Origin of the sequence: Pseudomonas sp. B5(2017), assembly GCF_002112825.1 — a bacterium.
Taxonomy (GTDB): Bacteria; Pseudomonadota; Gammaproteobacteria; order Pseudomonadales; family Pseudomonadaceae; genus Aquipseudomonas; species Aquipseudomonas putida_Z.
Genome location: NZ_NEIR01000012.1, coordinates 211,391 through 230,927, shown reverse-complemented (window position 1 = coordinate 230,927; position 19,537 = coordinate 211,391). Strand labels below are relative to the sequence as shown.

The following is a 19,537-nucleotide window of genomic DNA, read 5'->3' as shown; positions in this document are numbered from 1 at the left end:
CCCCAACGGCGAACCCCAGTTGATCAACCCCCGCCCGGCATCCGCCTCATCCTCGCCCACCAGTCGCACCTCATGTTCCTGGTCCTGCGCATCGACAAACCGCACCCGGCTACCAATCTGCACCTTGCTGCGCGACGTCGCCGCCGGCACCACCTGGGCACTCTGCACTCGCGCGCTGAAGTAACGCAGGTCGCGTTCGGTATCCGCCAGCCGTTGCTTGTCGCCACGTTCGCCCTGTGCCTGCAGTTCGCTGCGCAGGGCGTTCAGTTCGGCCACGCGCTCCTGCAGCTGGCGCAGGCCGCTGGTGGTCACGTAGTTGGGTTGTTCGCTGACCCGTCGCTCGACTGGCTGATCAGCCTGGGCAGCGGCCTGGTCTTCGTTGACGAATGCTCGGCTCATGCGTGGCCTCCTTGTGCAGGAGACCATCATCGCAGGCCGCCGGTTTCAAGGGATGTCCGTTTGCGACTCAGTTGTGGCGATAGGCGCGTGCGGCGTCGCGGTCCTTTTCCTGCTCCCAGTCGCGCTCGCGCTGGTCCCAGAAGCGCTCGTGGTACTGGCGCTGTTCTTCGCTGTTCTGCATGGCGTGGCACTGGCGAAAGCCGTCGTCCCAGCCACTTTCGTACTGGCGCTCGTGCAGGTAGCGCGGCACGTCCTTGCGAAAGCCGCCGACCATCAGCCCTGCCGCCTGGCGGCCGCTGCTGCAGCCATCCTGGAAGCCATCGGCATAGGCGGGGGGATAACCCTGGTTGACCATCTGCTCGTGGGTGGTTTCGCAACCAGACAGCAACAACGCCATGCACACGCCGAACCAGTACCGCGACATAACCACAAAACCCTCCGGTTGATACTGGAAAGTCTAGGTGGCGATTTGTCGGGGGGCCGTCAAAACAGTGTCAAAGAGTCGGTTGGTTCACACAGGTCAGCCTTGATGCTGTCATTTGTGGGAGCGGCCTTGCGTCGCGAAAGGGCCGCAAAGCGGCCCCGGCAATTCTGCATGAGTGCAACAATCTGGGGGCGCTTCGCACCCCTTTCGCGACGCAAGGCCGCTCCCACAAAGTCCGCTTCAGTAGTGATACCACTTCAGCTCAAGCATCACCTCGTTCTGCGCCGTAGCCAGGTGGCTGAACTCTCGCGAAGCACTCAACCGCAGGCCCAGGTTCTGGCTGATCTCCCACTGCTGGTTCAGGCTCACACTGCGCCGTACCTCGCCATTGGTGAAGTAGTCGCCCTTGGCCTCCAGCGTCATGTTGCCCAGCCCGTTGCGCCACAGCAGCCCGCCATTGAAGCCCGCCGCCGGGGCGATGAACTGGGCAAAATCATTGTGGTGCTCGACCCGCACCGTGCCAAGGGCAAAGCCCAGCAACCCGTCGGCCAGTTGCCAGGTGCCGCCGGCCCCGCCGTTCACATGGCTCACCAGCACTTCGTCATCATGCTTGCCCGGCACCCGCTCCAGCCCGCCGGCCACCTGCCACGACCAAGGCTTGAGCAGCTCGTTGCGCGGCGTCAGCGAGCGGATGGTGGCCAGGTCCAGGCGCTGCACCTGCCAGTCGTTGCCTTCGTACTGGCGCAGCTTCAGCTGCAGGATCTCGATCTGCGCCCCCAGCGGGAAGCCATAGGCGTTGTCATTCAGGTCGTGGTAGGCCATGCGCAGGCCGTACTCGGCGTAGGCGCGGTCTTCGCGGGTGCCCACGCCAAGCTGCCAGGTGCGCGAGTCATGGCCGTCCTCGGGCAGGCCCGGGCGCTCGATCTGCAGGGGCGGTGGCGGGTTGCTGTTGATCGCCCGCAGCAGTTCGAAGCTGCGTTTGGCTTGCCCAGGGTCGCGCTCCTGGCCATTGGCGCGGTAACGCTCCAGGCGGTACGCGGCATCCTGCACCAGCGCCTGGCGCTGGCGGGGGAGGGCCTTGAACTCGGGGCTCTGCAGGTGCGCGGTGTCAGCGCTTGCAGCCAGCACCTGGCGCTTTTCGTCGTGATCGAGCGGCTCGGCCCGAGCCAGCAGTTCACGTTCGCGAGAGGGGCGGTACGTCTCGCTGGCGACCATGCCGGACTGCTTCACGGCCTTCACCGTGTCGGTCGGGATGGCGGTCAGCGGGAACTGCGAGGTCAGGTCCAGGCTCGGCCGGGCCACCTGCAGCAGCTCCAGCAGGCGGTACGAGCAGTTTTCGTCGAAGAAGAAGTAGTCGAACTGGACCTGCTTCAGCTCCCAAACATGTTCGACCATGCGCCCGGTTTCTTCCGGGGTCAGGTCCAGCTGGTACTCCCACAGGTCGCGGTTTTCCAGGCTGCGGTATTCGGACAGTTTTTCCTGGTAGGGCATCAGCGCGAACAGGCCCGGGTAGCCGCCCATCAGGCCCTTCCAGGCGTACAGGATGCTGTTGTCGCTGCCTTCGATGTAGGCACCGAAGTTGATCGCGTAGCTCAGCAACGTGGTGTCGTCGCTGCGGGTGTTGGACTGGTCGATGCGCAGCAAGGTGTGGCCGAACATCGATGACGGGCTGTTCAGGTAGGCCGCCGGGAAGATCAGCGCCGCACTGTGCGGGTCGATCGACTGGTACCAGGTGGTGAATTCCTGGCAGTCCGGTTGCGGCAAGTCTTGCAGGTCGAGCTGTTCGCGCAGCCAGCGGGTGCGCGCCGGGAATACGCACTGGGCATGTTTGTCGCCGAGGCTGGCCGGGGCGTACAGCGCTTCGACCGTGGCTTGCAGTTCCTGGTCGGGGTGGTGCGCGCCATCCTCGGCGAGGAAGAACGCATCATCGTCCACATAGCTGCGCCAGCCACCCAGCTTGGCGGTTTCGTAATGGCCCAGGGCAATCCAGTAAGGGGTGTTGGCCAGTTGCTGGACACGGCCTTGGTCCAGCACGGGCGCGGCATGAACAGGGGCGCAGGCACACAGCGCCAGGGATACGAAGCGTTTGAGCATGTCGGGCAACTACTTCTTAACGATGCCGAAAAAAGGCGAAACCCGCCCCGGGGCCGGGGCGGGAGCAGCTGCACTCAGGCCTCGGTTGCGTATTTGGCCAGGCGTGGGTCGTTCTTCAGAACAGCCAGGGTGTTGCTGTGGACGGTTTCGGCAGTGACGTCGGCGCTGCTGAAGATCTGGTTGAAGTGCTGGTGGGTGACCGATGCGAAGTAGCCACGGTCTTCCGGGGCCACGCCGAGAACCACGGCATAGGTGGTCAGTGCTTCGCCCTGGCCCATGGCCATGTCTTCGGAAAGCTCATTCATCATGCCGTTCATGGCGAACCAGGACTTGCCGCCGTAGGTCAGCGAGGCCTTGGTCGAGCAGCCGTTGGTGCCGGAGGTCATGCCGAAGGTGGCGTTACCGGAGGTGCCGTTGGTGGTGGAAGCCAGGAAGTGTGCCGGAGTGCCGCGCTGGCCTTCGAACAGCATGTTGCCCCAGCCGCAGTTCGGGCCGCCTGGCGCTTCGGCCATGGCATTGATCGAGACCACGGTGAACAGAGTACCCAGAAGAATCCGTTTCATAGCATTTGTTCTCTATTTGACTTAACCAAGGGTCAGGGTTTCTGGCAACTCGGTTGCCAGGTCGGGAAAGCTTTTCACCCACCCGCGCAGCTTGGAGTTTAGGCACGATCTAAGAGTTGCGTTGTTGATTGCGAAAAATTTGCTGTTACATGACCCGCACCGGCTGCGACATAAAGTCCCGTGGAGCCTTGCAAGGCGCGCGCGGGCAGCGCCAGAATGCTGCGTATCTGCCCCGCCGAAGTAAGGAAACCCAATGCCCGATCCTGTCGCTGCGCGCCTGCGTCTCGCGCCTGAAGCCCTGACCCGGCGTTTCTCCCCCGAGCAGTTTGCCTTTACCAATACCGACGATCTGGAGCCGTTTCGCGGAGTCCTGGGCCAGGAGCGTGCTGTCGAGGCCCTGCAGTTCGGCGTGGCCATGCCGCGCCCTGGTTACAACGTGTACGTGATGGGCGAGCCCGGCACCGGCCGCTTCTCGTTCGTCAAGCGCTACCTCAAGGCTGAGGGCAAGCGCCAGCAGACCCCGGCCGACTGGGTCTACGTCAACCACTTCGATGACACCCGTGAACCCCGCGCACTGGAGTTGCCGTCCGGCAGCGCCGGGGCGTTCATCAGCGACATGAACGGGCTGATCGACAACCTGTTGTCGACCTTCCCGGCGGTGTTCGAGCACCCGTCGTACCAGCAGAAGAAAGGCGCCATCGACCGCGCCTTCAACCAGCGTTACGACCGCGCCCTGGATGTGATCGAGCGCGCCTCGCTGGAAAAGGACGTGGCCCTGTACCGCGACGCCAGCAACGTCGCCTTCACCCCGATGGCCGACGGCAAGGCGCTGGATGAAGCCGAATTCGCCCAGTTGCCGGAAGAGGTGCGCGAGCAGTTCCACGAGGATATCGCCCTGCTCGAGGAACGCCTGAACGAAGAGCTGGCCAGCCTGCCGCAATGGAAACGCGAGTCGAACAACCAGCTGCGTCATCTCAACGAAGAAACCATTACCCTGGCCCTGCAGCCATTGCTGGCGCCGCTGTCGGAAAAGTACGCCGAGAACGCTGCGGTCTGCGCTTACCTGCAGTCGGTGCAGCTGAACCTGCTGCGTACCGTGGTCGAGCAACTGGTCGATGACAGCAAGACCGACGCGGCCGCGCGCAAGCTGCTGGAAGAGCAGTACGCCCCGAGCCTGGTGGTCGGCCACCACGCCGACGGCGGTGCGCCGGTGGTGTTCGAGCCGCACCCGACCTACGACAACCTGTTTGGCCGTATCGAATACAGCACCGACCAGGGTGCGCTGTACACCTCGTACCGCCAGCTGCGCCCGGGCGCACTGCACCGCGCCAACGGCGGCTTCCTGATTCTGGAAGCCGAGAAGATGCTGGGCGAGCCGTTCGTCTGGGACGCGCTCAAGCGTGCGCTGCAGTCGCGCAAGTTGAAGATGGAGTCGCCACTGGGCGAGCTGGGCCGGGTGGCCACCGTCAGCCTGACACCGCAGATGATCCCGCTGAACATCAAACTGGTCATCATCGGTTCGCGCCAGCTGTATTACGCGCTGCAGGACCACGACCCGGACTTCCAGGAGATGTTCCGTGTGCTGGTGGACTTCGACGAAGACATGCCCATGGTCGACGAGAACCTGGAGCAGTTCGCCCAGCTGTTGCGCACCCGCACCAACGAAGAGGGCATGGCGCCACTGACCAGTGACGCGGTGGCGCGCCTGGCCACCTACAGCGCCCGCCTGGCAGAAAACCAGTCGCGTCTGTCGGCGCGTATCGGCGACCTGTTCCAGCTGGTCAGCGAAGCCGATTTCATCCGCCAGCTGGCCAGTGACGAAATGACCGACGCCGGGCACATCGAGCGTGCGCTCAAGGCCAAGGCCACCCGCACCGGGCGTGTTTCGCAGCGGGTGCTGGACGACATGCTCGCCGGCATCATCCTGATCGACACCGAAGGCGCTGCCATCGGCAAGTGCAACGGCCTGACCGTGCTTGAAGTGGGTGATTCGGCGTTCGGTATGCCGGCGCGCATCTCCGCCACCGTGTACCCGGGCGGCAGCGGTATCGTCGACATCGAGCGCGAGGTCAACCTCGGTCAGCCGATCCACTCCAAGGGTGTGATGATCCTCACCGGCTACCTGGGCAGCCGCTATGCCCAGGAGTTCCCGCTGGCGATCTCGGCGAGCATCGCCCTGGAACAGTCCTACGGCTATGTGGACGGTGACAGCGCCTCGCTGGGCGAAGCCTGCACGCTGATCTCGGCCTTGTCGCGCACGCCGCTCAAACAGTGCTTCGCCATTACCGGCTCGATCAACCAGTTTGGTGAAGTGCAGGCGGTGGGTGGGGTCAACGAGAAGATCGAGGGCTTCTTCCGCCTGTGCGAGGCGCGTGGCCTGACCGGCGAGCAGGGGGTGATCATCCCGCGTGCCAACGTCGCCACGCTGATGCTCGACGAGCGTGTGCTGCAGGCGGTGGAAAATGGCATGTTCCACGTGTACGCGGTCAGCCAGGCCGACGAGGCGTTGAGCCTGCTGGTGGGCGAGGAGGCCGGTGTGCTGGATGACAAGGGCCAGTTCACCGAGGGCAGCGTCAACGCCCGGGTGGTGGAGCGCCTGCGTGAGATTGCCGAGATGATCAGCGAGGAAGAAATCGAGAAGGCGGAGAAAGAACGCCTGGAAGAGGTAATTGCCCAGGCCAAGCCGGCCTGAGTCAAGAAACCGGCGCTAGCGGCGATGTGCTACCGTTCAGCGCCGGTTTTCCATCTTTCTGTACCGTTCTTCTATGCTGGAACTTAAGGACGGTATCAGCGTTCAGGATGGAAACAGCCTGAGGTTCAGGCTGAACAAGGCTTTTTGGAGGGGGCGCGGCCATGCGCAATCTCAGCCTCACACGCCAGTGCCTGGGCCTGGTGACCCGCATCGAATGCAGCATCCGTCCGCTGGCCGGGGACAACGGCATGTGGACGCTGCTGTTCGCCGCCGGCATGGCCGGTGAACAACCGTCCGCGATCAAGGCCCAGGGGCCGTTCCATGGGCCGTTGGTGGCCGAATCTGTGCTCAATGCCATTGTCGACAGCCTGACCTTGCATGGGTACCAGGTGGCCGAGGATCCGCAGATCTGGTGTTTGCATTTGCAGGCGCAGTTGCGGCGGATCAATGGTGAGCGGTGTCGGAATCTGGGGGATTACCAGTTTCATCCTGAGACCTGATTGATGCAGGGGGCCGCTTTGCGGCCCATCGCGACACAAGGCCGCTCCTACAAGGGACCGCGATCTCTTGTAGGAGCGGCCTTGTGTCGCGATGGGCTGCAAAGCAGCCCCATTCACCGGGCTTTTGCTGTAACAGGTGGCTGGCTATACTCGCCGTCGCTTTTTAGTCACCTGATGAGTCCCAACCCTCCATGGAACGTATCCTCGAAAACGCGATGTATGCCTCGCGCTGGCTGCTCGCCCCCATCTACTTCGGCCTGTCCCTCGGCCTGCTGGCCCTGGCGCTGAAATTCTTCCAGGAAGTGGTCCACGTCCTGCCCAACGTCTTCGCCCTGAGCGAAGCCGACCTGATCCTGGTGATCCTGTCACTGATCGACATGTCGCTGGTGGGCGGCCTGCTGGTGATGGTGATGATCTCCGGCTACGAGAACTTCGTCTCGCAACTGGACATCGACGAGAGCAAGGAAAAGCTCAACTGGCTGGGCAAGATGGACTCTTCGTCGCTGAAGATGAAGGTTGCCGCGTCGATCGTGGCCATTTCGTCCATCCACCTGCTGCGGGTGTTCATGGATGCACAGAACATCTCCACCGATTACCTGATGTGGTACGTGATCATCCACATGACCTTCGTGGTCTCGGCATTCTGCATGGGCTACCTGGACAAGCTGACCAAGCACTGAGCCTGTCAGGCCTCTTCGCAAACCCTGTGGGAGCGGGCAAGCCCGCGAAGAGGCCGGCACGGTCCACCTGACGAGCGGCGTCAGTCATGCCTTGTGCATTCTCCCTTTCTGTACAAAAAATGAGCTCTCATGCGTGGTTCCCATCGCGAGGTGCTTTCATGAACCTGCATCAGCTCAACACCGAGGCCAGGGCTGGCCATGTCGACGAACTGAACCTGATCGCCATCGAAGGCGGTGACTACCTGCTCGAGGCCCGGATCAAAGGCCACCCCCACCCCCTGTCCGATGCCCGTGGTGAACGCTTGCGCGTACATTCGGTGGAGGACGCGCGCAAGTTGCTGCAAACCATCCCCATGGTCTCGATGAACCTGGTGCACTGGTCGGTGCAGGACGAAATGTGCGGTATGGGCACGCACCCGGAAGAAGACTTGAAGGTGCCGATTTCCCAGCGCTCGGCCTGGTAGCTGCTCGCAGCGCCCCAGTGTGCTAGGCTGCTCGCCCTTTTCATCAAGGGCGCGGCTTCACTGCGCCCTGCAGTGGAGCACGACAATGTCCGAACTCAACCTGTCCACCGACGAAACTCGCGTCAGCTACGGCATCGGCCGTCAGCTGGGCGGCCAGCTGCGCGACAACCCGCCACCAGGCGTCAGCCTGGAAGCCATCCTGGCCGGCCTGACCGACGCCTTCAACGGCGCCGACAGCCGCGTCAGCGAAGCCGACCTGTCGGCCAGCTTCAAGGTCATCCGCGATGTGATGCAAGCCGAAGCAGCCGCCAAGGCCGAAGCCGCTGCTGCCGCTGGCAAGGCATTCCTGGTCGAAAACGCCAAGCGTGACGGCATCACCACCCTGGCTTCGGGCCTGCAGTTCGAAGTACTGACCGCAGGCGAAGGCGCCAAGCCGACCCGCGAAGACAACGTGCGCACCCACTACCACGGCACCCTGATCGACGGCACTGTGTTCGACAGCTCCTACGACCGTGGTCAGCCGGCTGAATTCCCGGTAGGTGGCGTGATCGCTGGCTGGACCGAAGCCCTGCAGCTGATGAACGCTGGCAGCAAATGGCGCCTGTACGTGCCAAGCGAGCTGGCCTACGGCGCCCAAGGCGTTGGCAGCATCCCGCCGCACAGCGTGCTGGTGTTCGACGTCGAGCTGCTCGACGTTCTGTAATGCCGCTGGGGTCGCTTTGCGGCCCATTCGCGACACAAGGCCGCTCCTACAGGGGAACGCACGCACCTGTAGGAGCGGCCTTGTGTCGCGATCGAGGGCGAAGCCCTCGCCAGGTCCGTCAGTTCCAGTCTGTTCCCCCGGGGCGCAACGCCCGCGCATAGCAGAACAGAAACAGATTCCGCACCAGCTCCTTGAGCACCCCCGGTTCACTCGAGTTCAGCCCGCTCATGTCCAGGTCGCCCTGGTCACGCAGCTCGTCGAGCGCTTCTTCTTCGAGCACCGCGCACACTTCGCCGGTTTCCCGATGAAGAATGCGCAGGTAGGGGTGAGGGCGGTCCAGCCAGGCGTCGATCAGATAAGTCATGGCTATTCTCCTTGGATAGCAGTCCCAATGAGAATAATTCTTATTATCTGAATAGCAAGCGCCAATTGCCGGTTTTTTGGAAAATCAGACCTTGCGTACGAACTCGGACTTCAGCTTCATGGCGCCGATGCCGTCGATCTTGCAGTCGATGTCGTGATCGCCATCGCACAGGCGGATGTTCTTGACCTTGGTGCCGACCTTGACCACCAGGGACGAGCCCTTGACCTTGAGGTCCTTGATCACGGTGACGGTGTCGCCATCCTGCAGGATGTTGCCGACCGAGTCCTTCTTCACCACCTCGTCGCTGGCCGCTTCGGCGTCGCCGCTGGCCGACCACTCGTGGGCGCATTCAGGGCAGATCAGCTGAGTGCCATCCTCATAGGTGTATTCAGAGTTGCATTTCGGGCAGGGTGGCAGAGTGCTCACTTCGGTTCCTCAAACAAACAGACGGGCGGTTAAAAACCCGAATTGTATAAGGTATTTTTTCAGAAGTGATTATGTCCGGACAAAAGCATTCGCGGGCTTGCCCGCTCCCACAGGATCTGCGCTACCTTTGAGGCTTGCGCGATCCCTGTGGGAGCGGGCAAGCCCGCGAAGAATACGACTCGGTCTATCAGTGAGTACGCGCGACCGCAAACTCGCTCAGCTCGACCAGCGCATCACGATATTCGCTGGCCGGCAGCACTTCCAGGCACTGGATCGCACGCTTCACATAGTCACGCGCCAGCTCCGCCGTGTACTTCAGCGCACCCGACTCCTCGACCGCCACGCGAATCTGCTCCAGGTCTTCCAGGCCACCCTTCTGGATCGCCTGGCGCACCAGCGCAGCCTGTTCGGCGGTGCCTTCGCGCATGGTGTAGATCAGCGGCAGGGTAGGCTTGCCTTCGGCCAGGTCGTCACCGACGTTCTTGCCCAGGGTCTGCGAGTCGCCCTTGTAGTCCAGCAGGTCGTCGACCAGCTGGAACGCCACGCCCAGGTGGTCACCGAAGGTACGCAGGGCCTCGCGCTGTTCGTCGGTGGCTTCGGCCAGCGCGGCGGCGCTGTGGGTCGAAGCTTCGAACAGCATCGCGGTCTTGCCGCGGATGACCTCCATGTAGACTTCCTCGGTGGTGCTGGCGTCGCGTACCCGCGACAGCTGCAGCACTTCACCCTCGGCAATCACGCGGGTGGCCTTGGACAGGATCTGCATGACCGGCATCGAGCCCAGTTCGACCATCATCTCGAACGAGCGCGAATAGAGGAAGTCGCCCACCAGCACGCTCGGCGCGTTGCCCCACAGGGCATTGGCGGTGGAGCGGCCACGGCGCATGCCGGACATGTCGACCACGTCGTCGTGCAGCAGGGTAGCGGTGTGCAGGAATTCGATGGTGGCAGCCAGCAGGCGCAGGTCGTCGCCTTCGCGGCCCAGGGCCTTGCCACACAGCAGCACCAGCAGGGGGCGCAGGCGCTTGCCACCGGCGGACGTGATATAGTCGCCGATCTTCGATACCAGCGGCACGCGCGAGGTCAGCTGCTTCTTGATGATCTCGTCGACGGCGCTGAAATCATCAGCCACCGCGCGGTAGAAGGATTGGGGTTGCATCGGCTGCTCCAGTGAGGTTGCGCGGCATGCTAGGTCGCAGGTCCCGGTGTGTCAAGGCGCGGTGCCAGCGCCCCGGGGGCGGTACTTGCAAGCAAAACCGCGGTTGCGTACAATCGCGCACCCTAACTTCCTGGGCAGCACCTGCCTTACGCAATTGCGCCGGGCCGTTCCAGCCCTGTGCAGCCATGCCAGCCAATACTCATCATATAAAGCGCTGGGTGAGCAGGATTATCGGAGAAATACCATGTCTTACGCAGTAATCGTTACCGGCGGCAAGCAGTACAAAGTCGCTGAAGGTGAATTCCTCAAGATCGAAAAACTGGAAGTCGCCACTGGCGAATCCGTGACCTTCGATCGCGTCCTGCTGGTCGCCAACGGTGAAGAAGTCACCATCGGTGCTCCAGTTGTTGCTGGCGCCAAAGTAGTGGCCGAAGTCGTTTCGCAAGGCCGCCACGACAAGGTTCGCATCATCAAGTTCCGTCGTCGTAAGCACCACATGAAGCGTATGGGCCACCGCCAGTGGTTCACCGAGATCAAAATCACCGGTATCCAGGCTTAATCCCCTAGATCCCCTGAATTTATTTGGAGAATTGAACCATGGCTCACAAGAAGGCTGGTGGTAGTACTCGTAACGGTCGCGACTCAGAATCGAAACGCCTTGGCGTGAAGATGTATGGCGGCCAGGTTATCAAGCCAGGCAACATCATCGTCCGTCAGCGCGGCACCGAATTCCACGCTGGCTACGGCGTTGGCATGGGCAAGGATCACACCTTGTTCGCCAAGATCGAAGGCGTGATCAAGTTCGAGAAAAAAGGCGAGTTCATGCGCCGTTACGTGAGCATCGTCGCCGCTTAATCGCGACGTCGCTCCAGAAGCCCCGTCATGCGACGGGGCTTTTTCGTTTGTGGTGAGCCTCTTGCAAAGCTGTTTGTATGGGCTGCCGGCGTGGGTTTCTACGGTCGTACGGGGCCGCCGCGCTCATTTTTGCAAGAGCCTCAGGTTTTTCAGGTATTCAACTCGCCAGCAGGCGAGAGGCGGTTTTGAATGAAGTTTGTTGACGAAGTATCCATTCGGGTCAAGGCCGGTGACGGCGGCAACGGTTGCATGAGCTTCCGTCGCGAGAAGTTCATCGAGAACGGTGGCCCCAACGGTGGTGACGGTGGCGACGGTGGTTCGGTGTACATGATCGCCGACGAAAACCTCAACACCCTGGTCGACTATCGCTACACCCGTCACCACGAGGCCCAGCGTGGCGCCAACGGCGGCAGCACCGACTGCACCGGCAAGAAAGGCGACGACCTGTTCCTGCGTGTGCCGGTCGGTACCACCGTGATCGACGCTTCCACCCAGGAAGTGATCGGTGACCTGGTCACCCCGGGCCAGAAGCTGATGGTCGCCCAGGGCGGCTGGCACGGCCTGGGCAACACCCGCTTCAAGTCCAGCACCAACCGTGCACCGCGCCAGACCACCCCGGGCAAGCCAGGTGACCAGCGTGACCTGAAGATGGAAATGAAAGTGCTGGCCGACGTCGGCCTGCTGGGCCTGCCAAACGCCGGCAAGAGCACCTTCATTCGCTCGGTTTCGGCCGCCAAGCCGAAAGTGGCCGACTACCCGTTCACCACCCTGGTGCCGAACCTGGGCGTGGTCAGCGTCGACCGCTGGAAGAGCTTCGTCATCGCCGACATCCCCGGCCTGATCGAAGGTGCTTCCGAAGGCGCCGGCCTGGGTATCCGCTTCCTCAAGCACCTGGCGCGTACCCGCGTGCTGCTGCACCTGGTGGACATGGCGCCGCTGGACGAAAGCAGCCCGGCTGATGCCGCCGAAGTCATCGTCAACGAGCTGACCCGCTTCAGCCCGTCGCTGGCCGAGCGTGAGCGCTGGCTGGTGCTGAACAAGGCCGACATGGTCATGGAAGACGAGCGCGACGAGCGGGTCAAGGAAGTGGTCGAGCGCCTGCAGTGGGAAGGCCCGGTCTACGTGATTTCGGCCATCTCCAAGCAGGGCACCGAAAAGCTCAGCCACGACCTGATGCGCTACCTCGAAGACCGCGCCGACCGCCTGGCCAACGACCCGGCCTACGCCGAAGAGCTGGCCGACCTCGACCAGCGTATCGAAGACGAAGCCCGTGCCCAGCTGCAGGCCCTGGACGACGCCCGTACCCTGCGCCGTACCGGCGTCAAGAGCGTGCACGACATCGGCGACGATGACGGTTGGGACGATGATTTCGAGGACGACGAAGACGGCCCGGAAATCATTTACGTGCGCGACTGACCGGTTGCAGTACACTAAACGCCGCTCTTTGGAGCGGCGTTTTTGTATCCACGGTATCTACAGATTCGACATAGGTTGGAAGAAGATGCGAAGCAAGGTGACGGGCGCCAAGCGCTGGGTCGTGAAGATTGGCAGTGCTCTGCTGACCGCCGATGGCAAAGGCCTCGACCGCGGTGCCATGGCCGTTTGGGTCGAGCAGATGGTCGCGCTGCGTGAGGCAGGCGTGGAGTTGGTACTGGTCTCCTCCGGGGCCGTGGCTGCCGGCATGAGCCAGCTGGGCTGGACGTCGCGACCGAGTGCGATGAACGAGCTGCAGGCGGCTGCCTCGATCGGCCAGATGCGCCTGGTGCAGGCCTGGGAGTCGAGCTTCGGCGAGCACGGCAAGCACACCGCGCAGATCCTGCTGACCCATGACGACCTGTCCGACCGCAAGCGCTACCTGAACGCCCGCAGCACCCTGCGCACGCTGGTCGACCTGGGCGTGGTGCCGGTGATCAACGAAAACGATACCGTGGTTACCGACGAGATCCGCTTCGGCGACAACGACACCCTGGCGGCGCTGGTAGCCAACCTGGTCGAGGCTGACCTGCTGGTGATCCTCACCGACCGCGATGGCATGTTCGATGCCGACCCGCGCAACAACCCCGACGCCCAGCTGATCTACGAGGCCCGCGCCGACGACCCGGCACTGGACGCCGTGGCCGGCGGTACCGGTGGCGCCCTGGGCCGTGGCGGCATGCAGACCAAGCTGCGCGCCGCGCGCCTGGCAGCCCGTTCCGGTGCCCATACCATCATCATCGGTGGCCGCATCGAGCGCGTGCTGGATCGCCTCAAGGCTGGCGAGCGTCTGGGTACCTTGCTGTCGCCCGAGCGCGGCATGCTTGCCGCGCGCAAGCAGTGGCTGGCCGGCCACCTGCAGACCCGTGGCACCCTGGTGCTGGACGCCGGTGCCGTGCAGGCGCTGCGCCAAGCCAACAAGAGCCTGCTGCCGGTTGGCGTGAAAACCGTGCAGGGCAGCTTCCGCCGTGGCGAGATGGTGGTGTGCGTCGGCCCGGACGGCCATGAAGTGGCGCGCGGCCTGGCCAACTACAGCGCCCTGGAGGCGCAGAAGATCATTGGTCAGCCGTCGGATGCCATCGAAAGCATCCTGGGCTATATCGCGGAGCCTGAGCTGGTGCACCGCGACAACCTGGTTCTGGTCTGAGGGCGCGCACGTGCTGAAAAGGATTATTGCCGTGGCGGCACTGGCGTTGCCGATGCTGGCCGGGGCCGAGGAAATCGGCCAGGTCTCCACCGTGTTCAAGTTCCTCGGGCCGAATGATCGTATTGTGGTCGAGGCGTTCGACGACCCCAAGGTCGAGGGCGTGACCTGCTACCTGTCGCGGGCCAAGACTGGCGGCGTGAAGGGTGGGTTGGGGCTTGCGGAGGACCGGGCGGAGGCATCGATTGCCTGTCGTCAGGTCGGGCCGATCAACTTCAAGGGTGAGCTGAAGGATGGCGAGGAAGTGTTCAAGGAACGCACCTCGCTGGTGTTCAAGACCATGCAGGTGGTGCGCTTCCTGGACAAGAAGCGCAATACGCTGGTGTACCTGGTGTACAGCGACCGCATGATCGAAGGCAGCCCGCAGAATGCGGTGACCGCGATTCCGATTCTGCCTTGGGCTCATTGATAGCCTGGTAGATCCAGGGAGGCCTTTGGCCTCCATCGCGACACAAGGCCGCTCCTACAGGGGGCGCGAATCCCTGTAGGAGCGGCCTTGTGTCGCGAAAGGGCCGCAAAGCGGCCCCAATTACCTCAGGCCAATTCCTCGGCCTGATGATCCTCACGCACAACCGCCTTCACCTCATCCCGACGGCTGATGAACTTCCAGTCCGCCTCGTCGATGTAGATGCCATTCGGCCCGCTGCCACCTTCCAGGTCGATCGCCACGCGTGCAGACACCTGCGGCTTCACGCTCGCCAGGATCGGCACGAAGCCCAGCTGCAGGCTGGTTTCCAGCAGCGCAGCCTGGTTGCGTTCGTCGATGTCCGCCGCTTCGTCCAGGTAGTACGGCAGGCGGATGCGCCCGGCCAGGTCGCGGTCCATCAGGTGCAGCAACAGGTACATGTTGGTCAGCGCCTTGATGGTCATGGTGGTGCCGTTGGATGCCGCGCCGTCGATGTCGGCATGGATCACCGGCTGGCCGTTGACCTTGGTGATCTCGAACGCCAGCTCGAACAGGTCCTTCAGGCCCAGCTGGTTGTGGTTGGCTGCCACCAACCGTGCCAGGTATTCCTTGGCCTCTTCGTTCTTGTTGTCCTGCTCGGCGCTCTGGGTCAGGTCGAACACCGACAGGGTTTCGCCTTCTTCGTACTGACCGGCGCTGTGGATGATCTGGTCGATGTGCTTGAGCGCTTCCTTGTTCGGCGCCAGCACCACGCGGAAGCTCTCCAGGTTGGATACCTGGCGCTTGTTGATCTCGCGGTTGAACAGGGCCAGCTGGTGCTCGAGGCTGTCGTAGTCGCTGCGGATGTTGCGCAGGGTCCGGGCGATGTCGGTGACCGCGGCGCGGCGGGCCTTGGCCAAGGTCAGGGCTTCGTCGGTGCGGTGCGCGTAGGCATTCACCAGCAACTGCAGGCGGCGTTCCATGTCGTCTTCGCTGTCGAACTTGGCCACGCCTTTCAGGCGCACCTGGGCGTACAGCGCCTCGATCTGGTTGTCCACCCGCTGCAGGCTCTGCCAGCTGTCCTGGTAGTCGTTGAGCAGTGGCAGCAGGTTGTCCATCGAGTCGTCGATGGCTTCCATGTACGGCGTGCCGTAGGGCAGGTCGGCCGGCAGCAGCTGGCGACGGCGCAGGGCGTCTTCCAGGGTGCGCTGCTTGGCCTCGAGGTCGCCGATCTGCCGGCCGACCAGTTGCAGCTTGGCCGACAGCTGCTGGACGCGTTCGGTGAAGGCGTCGCTGGAGCGCTTGAGTTCGTCCTGCGCGGCTTCGAGCTGCGACAGCTGCTCCAGCTTCTCGGGCTCTTCGGCGGCCAGGGTTTCGCTGCGGCGGAAGTCTTCCAGCGCTTTCTGCGCGTCCAGTACTTCCTGGTACAGGGCCTCGGTCTGCGCCTTGGAGGCGGAGCGGTCGGCGGCCACGGCCTGTTGGGTCTTGAGCTGCTTCAGCTCTTTTTCCAGGCGCTCTTTCTGGTCACGCAGGGCCGCACGGTCGGCCAGGGCCTGCAGCGCCGGTGGGTCGATGTGCGACAGGTCGATGGACAGGCCCGGGGCTTCGAAGCGTTCGCCCTTGAAGCCGTCGAGTACTGCTTCCAGCGATTTTACCCACAGGTCGCTGTCGTCCAGTTCGATACCGCGGTCGCCCAGCGGCAGGCTGAACAGCGCGCCATTGAACAGGCGCATCAGGCGGTCGACGTCCTGCTGCGAGAACTCTTCGCGCAGGCGGGCGTAGCTGTTGTTGTCGGCGTGGTCGAGCTGCTGCTTGACCTGCTTCAGGCGCTTTTCCAGGTCGCGGACGCGTTCGTCCAGGTCTTCGGCGCTGAACTGCCGCGACTGGGCCAGGGCGCCGGCCAGTTCGTCGTGGGCGTCCTTGGCCGCCAGCAGTTGCTGCTCCAGCACCTTGACGTCATCGACCAGGGCGAAGCGGTGCTTGAGCACCGACAGCTCGCCCAGCCAGCGCTGGATACCGGTGATTTCACGCTCCAGGCGCATCAGCTCCTGAGTACCGCCACGCTGGTCGTTCTGCAGGCGGTCCTGCTCGCCACGGTAGTGCTCGGCCTGGATCACCAGCTCTTCCTTGCGCGCCATGGCGTATTCCTGCCAGGTGCCCAGCAGGGTGTCGAGCACTGGCGAAATGCGGTGCAGCTTGCCGCGCAGGATGTCGCGCTGGGCCACGCCACCGGCCAGGGCCTCGACCAGCGGGCCGGCGGCGACCAGGGCGTTGTAGTCCTGTTCCATGCGGCGCACGTCGCGGAAGGCTTCCTCGCACGCGGCGATATAGTCGACGCTGCCAGAGCGCAGGCTGTGCTCGAAAGCGTCGAGGAACAGCTGCTTGAGCTTGGCGGCGGTGATTTCGCGCATGTGCAGCAGGTTGATGAACAGCGCGCGGAAGGTTTTCAGGCTTTGCTCGCTGGTCGAGCGCAGCGGGATCATGGTCAGGTCCAGCGGCACCGAGGTGTGGCCACCGACCAGCAGACGACGCAGTTCGTCCGGCTTCAGCTCGTAGGCCTTGATCCCCAGGCGCTCGAGGTTGGTGAACAGCTCTTTCTGGCGCAGGCAGGTGTCGTTCTTCTGGTAGTGGGCCAGGTCCAGTTCGCCCTTGTAGGCAAAGAACTGGTGGCCGAAACCGCCGCCCGGGCCGCGGCCGACAACGCCGATGACGTGCGGGCCGTGGGGCAGGCTCAGTTCGCAGAGAATGTACGAGGTGTCGCTGGCGAAGTAGAAGCGGCGCGACTGCTCGAGGCTGTACTTGCCGAAGCTCATGTCCGACATGCGCGCCAGGATCGGGAACTGCAGGGCGTTGATCGACGCCGATTTACCCAGGTTGTTGGCGCCGTATACCGACAGTGGGTGCTCCAGCGGGAACAGGCCAAGGCTGTAGCCGGCGGTGTTGAGCAGTGCGAAGCGGCGGATGCCGTAGCGTTCCTGGCTCATGCGTCAATCTCCTGTTGCTCTTCGCGGATCGCCCGGGCCAGGGCTTCCTCTTCGCTTTCTTCGCCCTCGAAGGGGGTGAGGTCGAGCGGGTCGTCGGTGCGGTTGAGTTCTTCGGGGCTTTCTTCCTCGACCAGTACCGGGGTCGGCAGCGGCAGGTCGCTGTGCAGGGTGGCTGCCAGGTCGCGGTCCTGCTGCACGGCCAGGCACACGTCGAGGAAGCGATGCATCGGCGGCAGGAAGCGGTAGATGCCGCCTTCCTCGAAGGCGAAGCCGAGCTGGGTCATGCGGCGCAGGATTTTTTCTTCCAGCTCGTCCACGGTCTGCACTTCGGCCTGCAGGAACAGGTCGCGGTACTTGTCCAGCAGCGAGGGCAGTTCGTCACGGCCGATGCTGCCGCCATCGAGCACGGCCATCGGGTCGCGGCCCTGGTCGGCCAGGTGTTCGACCAGGATGAAGGTGAACAGCGACAGGCGCTGCGCGGTCTTGTTGACCTGCGCGGCGGTCATGTCCGGCACGAAGTAGTAGAAGCCACGGGTGTCGCACACCAGTTCGAAGCCCAGGGCCTTGAACAGGGTGCGGTACTGGTCCTGGAAGTTCGACAGCTGGGCGTACAGCTCGGGGTCGCGGCGGCTGACGTGGAAGCCTTTGAACAGCTCGCGGAAGATCGGCGCGAGCTGGGACAGTTCGGAAAGATCAAGATGCATGGGCTGGGCTCGCGTTGGATTCGGTAGGCGCGCTGGCGGCGTCTTCGCGGCTGGAAGTCAGGGCGAACGAGCGCAGGCTGACTAGGTGTTCCTGGGTGATGTACTCGCGGCGGTCGAGGCGTTCGCGCTTGAAGCGCTTTTCCCGCGACAGGCGCGAGAACCAGTACAGCAGCTCGTCGGTGGCGCCTTCGGGTTCCTGCTCCAGCAGCCAGACCATCAGGTCGGGCAGCGGCAGGGCCTGTTCGCAGCGTTCGGCCATTTCCTTGACCGTGCGCGGTGCACGGGGCAGGGCGCCGGACTGGGTCTTGTGGGCCTTGGGGAAGCGCGCCGGCTTGGGCTCGAAGCGGGCCAGGGCGTAGACATAGGCCTCGACCTGGCTGGCGCTGCCGAGGAAAGTGCTTTGCGGGCGGGTGAACATCGGCATGGCCGCTTGCGGTACGGCGTCGATGCCCTTGCGCCGGATCACCGACAGGGCCAGTGCGGCGCCACGGGTTACGGCGTTGTGCCGGCGGGCTTCTTCACGCAGCGGCAGCAGCAGTTCGCGGGCGTGGCGCAGGGTCAGCTGGGCGCTGGTCTGCATTTCCAGGATGCGCGCGTGGGTGCGCAGCAGCATGTCGTCGTCGACCAGGTGGCCCAGGCGCGCCTGTTCGCCCAGCAGCTTCAGCAGCACGGTCTCGACCTTGCGCACGCCCTGTTCGAAGGCGCCGTCGGCGTTGACCAGCTGGATCATCGGCTCGACGTACTCGTCCCAGGTCGCCAGTACTTCGGCATAGCGCTGGCGCAGCGGGATCTGGCGGTTGCTGGTCTTGGCCCGCTCGGCCACGGCCACCAGTGCCTGTTCGTCGTTGTCGAGCTTCTTCAGTACATCGCGCACGCGCATGTCGAGCAGGCGCAGCTGGCGCGCCAGGTCGTCGCTGTCGCGGTTGTCGAAGGCGTCCTGGATATGCCCGGCCAGGCGCTCCAGGTGGCGCAGGTAGGCTTCGATCTCCAGGCACAGGCCCAGCCGGTGTTCGCGGCGCAGGTAGGCGAGGAAATCGTGGATCTGCGCGTTGAGCTCGAAACGGTTCGGGCTCTTGGCCACCGGGACCAGGATATCCAGGCGGATCCACACGTCGAGCAGCTGGGTGATGTCCTGCGGGGTGCTCTCGACCTGCTGGCGGGCTACATGCTGACGCAATTCGACCAGGCTCAGGGTGCCCTGGTCGAAACGCTCGCACAGCGGCTCGATCAGGGCCCAGTGTTCGGCTAGGGCGCGCAGGACGCGCTTGGGTTCGATCATTGGCTTCGACTCGTTGCCAAGAAAAAGGGGGCGATTGTACTGCATCCGGGGGGGAGGTTTTCACCCCTTGGTCTGTAATGAGAGATAACCTTTGTCGTTGTAGGGGATTCACTGGCCCTTTCGCGGGTGAACCCGCTCCCACAGGGCCTTGCGCAGTACCGGTGGGAGCGGGTTCACCCGCGAAAGGG

At 63.6% G+C, this 19,537-nt stretch carries 20 protein-coding genes; 10 read left to right on the top strand and 10 right to left on the bottom strand.

Annotated elements, in window-relative coordinates:
• From CAG00_RS19445 to CAG00_RS19430, 4 genes are all read right to left on the bottom strand, one after another.
• A partial coding sequence (locus CAG00_RS19445; RefSeq protein WP_085665092.1) for a GreA/GreB family elongation factor occupies window positions 1–399 on the bottom strand: 399 nt, incomplete at its 3' end.
• Between the two features lie 67 nt (window positions 400–466).
• A complete protein-coding gene (locus tag CAG00_RS19440; protein WP_025337630.1) occupies window positions 467–823 on the bottom strand; it encodes a hypothetical protein in 357 nt (118 codons plus the stop codon).
• Window positions 824–1,063: 240 nt separating this feature from the next.
• Entirely contained in the window at window positions 1,064–2,917 is a 1,854-nt protein-coding gene (locus CAG00_RS19435) for a DUF4105 domain-containing protein (RefSeq protein ID WP_075043715.1), read from the bottom strand.
• Window positions 2,918–2,991: 74 nt separating this feature from the next.
• The gene (locus tag CAG00_RS19430) at window positions 2,992–3,480 is read right to left on the bottom strand and encodes a DUF3015 domain-containing protein (RefSeq protein WP_003256313.1); all 489 of its coding nucleotides are present in this window, start codon (window positions 3,478–3,480) and stop codon (window positions 2,992–2,994) included.
• A 253-nt stretch (window positions 3,481–3,733) separates the two neighbouring features.
• Between CAG00_RS19430 and CAG00_RS19425 the strand changes: the two genes are divergently transcribed.
• From CAG00_RS19425 to CAG00_RS19405, 5 genes are all read left to right on the top strand, one after another.
• Window positions 3,734–6,172: a Lon protease family protein gene (locus tag CAG00_RS19425; protein ID WP_085665091.1), complete on the top strand. Its 2,439-nt coding sequence runs from the start codon at window positions 3,734–3,736 to the stop codon at window positions 6,170–6,172.
• A 161-nt stretch (window positions 6,173–6,333) separates the two neighbouring features.
• A complete protein-coding gene (locus CAG00_RS19420) occupies window positions 6,334–6,672 on the top strand; it encodes a hypothetical protein (RefSeq protein WP_003247487.1) in 339 nt (112 codons plus the stop codon).
• Between the two features lie 191 nt (window positions 6,673–6,863).
• On the top strand, window positions 6,864–7,352 hold the full coding sequence (locus CAG00_RS19415; RefSeq protein WP_003247486.1) for a TIGR00645 family protein: 489 nt from the start codon (window positions 6,864–6,866) through the stop codon (window positions 7,350–7,352).
• 158 nt (window positions 7,353–7,510) lie between these two features.
• Window positions 7,511–7,816, top strand: a complete 306-nt coding sequence (locus tag CAG00_RS19410) for a DUF6482 family protein (RefSeq protein ID WP_015268897.1) — start codon at window positions 7,511–7,513, stop codon at window positions 7,814–7,816.
• Between the two features lie 85 nt (window positions 7,817–7,901).
• Entirely contained in the window at window positions 7,902–8,519 is a 618-nt protein-coding gene (locus tag CAG00_RS19405) for an FKBP-type peptidyl-prolyl cis-trans isomerase (RefSeq protein WP_025337633.1), read from the top strand.
• Window positions 8,520–8,637: 118 nt separating this feature from the next.
• Here CAG00_RS19405 and CAG00_RS19400 read toward each other — a convergent pair whose 3' ends face one another.
• The 3 genes from CAG00_RS19400 to CAG00_RS19390 all read right to left on the bottom strand — a co-directional run bounded on the left by CAG00_RS19400 (window position 8,638) and on the right by CAG00_RS19390 (window position 10,465).
• Window positions 8,638–8,883 (bottom strand): hypothetical protein, encoded by a 246-nt coding sequence (locus CAG00_RS19400; RefSeq protein WP_003256316.1) that lies wholly within the window; start codon window positions 8,881–8,883, stop codon window positions 8,638–8,640.
• Between the two features lie 84 nt (window positions 8,884–8,967).
• The gene (locus tag CAG00_RS19395) at window positions 8,968–9,309 is read right to left on the bottom strand and encodes a zinc ribbon domain-containing protein YjdM (RefSeq protein ID WP_009686103.1); all 342 of its coding nucleotides are present in this window, start codon (window positions 9,307–9,309) and stop codon (window positions 8,968–8,970) included.
• Between the two features lie 187 nt (window positions 9,310–9,496).
• Complete coding sequence (locus CAG00_RS19390; protein ID WP_003256318.1) at window positions 9,497–10,465, bottom strand: polyprenyl synthetase family protein; 969 nt, start codon at window positions 10,463–10,465, stop codon at window positions 9,497–9,499.
• A 244-nt stretch (window positions 10,466–10,709) separates the two neighbouring features.
• Here CAG00_RS19390 and rplU point away from each other — a divergent pair, with 244 nt between their 5' ends.
• From rplU to CAG00_RS19365, 5 genes are all read left to right on the top strand, one after another.
• Window positions 10,710–11,024 (top strand): 50S ribosomal protein L21, encoded by a 315-nt coding sequence (gene rplU / locus CAG00_RS19385; protein ID WP_003247466.1) that lies wholly within the window; start codon window positions 10,710–10,712, stop codon window positions 11,022–11,024.
• Window positions 11,025–11,062: 38 nt separating this feature from the next.
• The gene (gene rpmA, locus CAG00_RS19380) at window positions 11,063–11,320 is read left to right on the top strand and encodes a 50S ribosomal protein L27 (RefSeq protein ID WP_003247464.1); all 258 of its coding nucleotides are present in this window, start codon (window positions 11,063–11,065) and stop codon (window positions 11,318–11,320) included.
• 189 nt (window positions 11,321–11,509) lie between these two features.
• The gene (cgtA, locus tag CAG00_RS19375; RefSeq protein WP_025337634.1) at window positions 11,510–12,736 is read left to right on the top strand and encodes an Obg family GTPase CgtA; all 1,227 of its coding nucleotides are present in this window, start codon (window positions 11,510–11,512) and stop codon (window positions 12,734–12,736) included.
• A gap of 85 nt (window positions 12,737–12,821) precedes the next feature.
• Window positions 12,822–13,940, top strand: a complete 1,119-nt coding sequence (gene proB, locus CAG00_RS19370; RefSeq protein WP_025337635.1) for a glutamate 5-kinase — start codon at window positions 12,822–12,824, stop codon at window positions 13,938–13,940.
• Window positions 13,941–13,992: 52 nt separating this feature from the next.
• Complete coding sequence (locus tag CAG00_RS19365) at window positions 13,993–14,406, top strand: CreA family protein (protein ID WP_085665097.1); 414 nt, start codon at window positions 13,993–13,995, stop codon at window positions 14,404–14,406.
• Between the two features lie 125 nt (window positions 14,407–14,531).
• Here CAG00_RS19365 and mksF read toward each other — a convergent pair whose 3' ends face one another.
• The 3 genes from mksF to mksB are packed head-to-tail and all read right to left on the bottom strand — an operon-like array spanning window position 14,532 to window position 19,349.
• On the bottom strand, window positions 14,532–17,366 hold the full coding sequence (mksF, locus tag CAG00_RS19360; protein ID WP_015268901.1) for an Mks condensin complex protein MksF: 2,835 nt from the start codon (window positions 17,364–17,366) through the stop codon (window positions 14,532–14,534).
• On the bottom strand, window positions 17,363–18,070 hold the full coding sequence (gene mksE, locus CAG00_RS19355) for an Mks condensin complex protein MksE (protein WP_025337638.1): 708 nt from the start codon (window positions 18,068–18,070) through the stop codon (window positions 17,363–17,365). The genes mksF and mksE overlap by 4 nt, the downstream gene beginning before the upstream one ends.
• Entirely contained in the window at window positions 18,060–19,349 is a 1,290-nt protein-coding gene (gene mksB, locus CAG00_RS19350) for an Mks condensin complex protein MksB (RefSeq protein WP_024086237.1), read from the bottom strand. Before mksB ends, mksE begins: the two co-directional genes overlap by 11 nt.
• Window positions 19,350–19,537: the final 188 nt, after the last annotated feature.